At 67.1% G+C, this 510-nt stretch carries 1 protein-coding gene; it reads right to left on the reverse strand.

The window, feature by feature from the left end:
- On the reverse strand, positions 1 to 447 hold a 447-nt coding region (locus tag ABEA10_RS50750), incomplete at its 3' end, for a hypothetical protein (protein ID WP_345475914.1).
- Between the last annotated feature and the right edge of the window lie 63 nt (positions 448 to 510).

The raw sequence follows: 510 nt of genomic DNA on the forward strand, positions 1-510 counted from the left end.
CTCACCACCCCCCTGCAACGCCTCCGCAAACGACTTGAACCGATCCCTGGCCTCACCGGAATTGTTATCGGTCACCGCCCGCGCATGACCAGCGACCTCACCCGCCACCAACCGCACCTGATACGCCGCCCACCGCCACTCCCGCGCCAGCACCCCCAAACCCTCAAAACTGCCATCCGGCCACGGACACCCCCCCACCAACGTCTCCGCGAACGCCCAGATCCGCCGCAACTCCGACGGCTCAGGATCCGAACGCGCGAACCCCTGCGTCACCTCCGGCAACCGATACGGACGCGCCCGCGCCAACGCCCCCCGATCCGCCCCCACCGGCAACACCGACCCCACCGTGCTCGCATCCTCAGCCAACGCATACGTATGACCAGAAACGATCAACATCCCACCAGTGGCCCGCAACAGATTCACCATGTCCGCCAACGCCGCCAGCACCTGATCCCGCGACGCCCCATACCCCGGCGACCCGTCATCCCCGTTGAAAAACGCCCGCCCGAT

The sequence above is a fragment of the Actinoallomurus oryzae genome (assembly GCF_039541955.1).
GTDB classification, from domain to species: Bacteria; Actinomycetota; Actinomycetes; order Streptosporangiales; family Streptosporangiaceae; genus Actinoallomurus; species Actinoallomurus oryzae.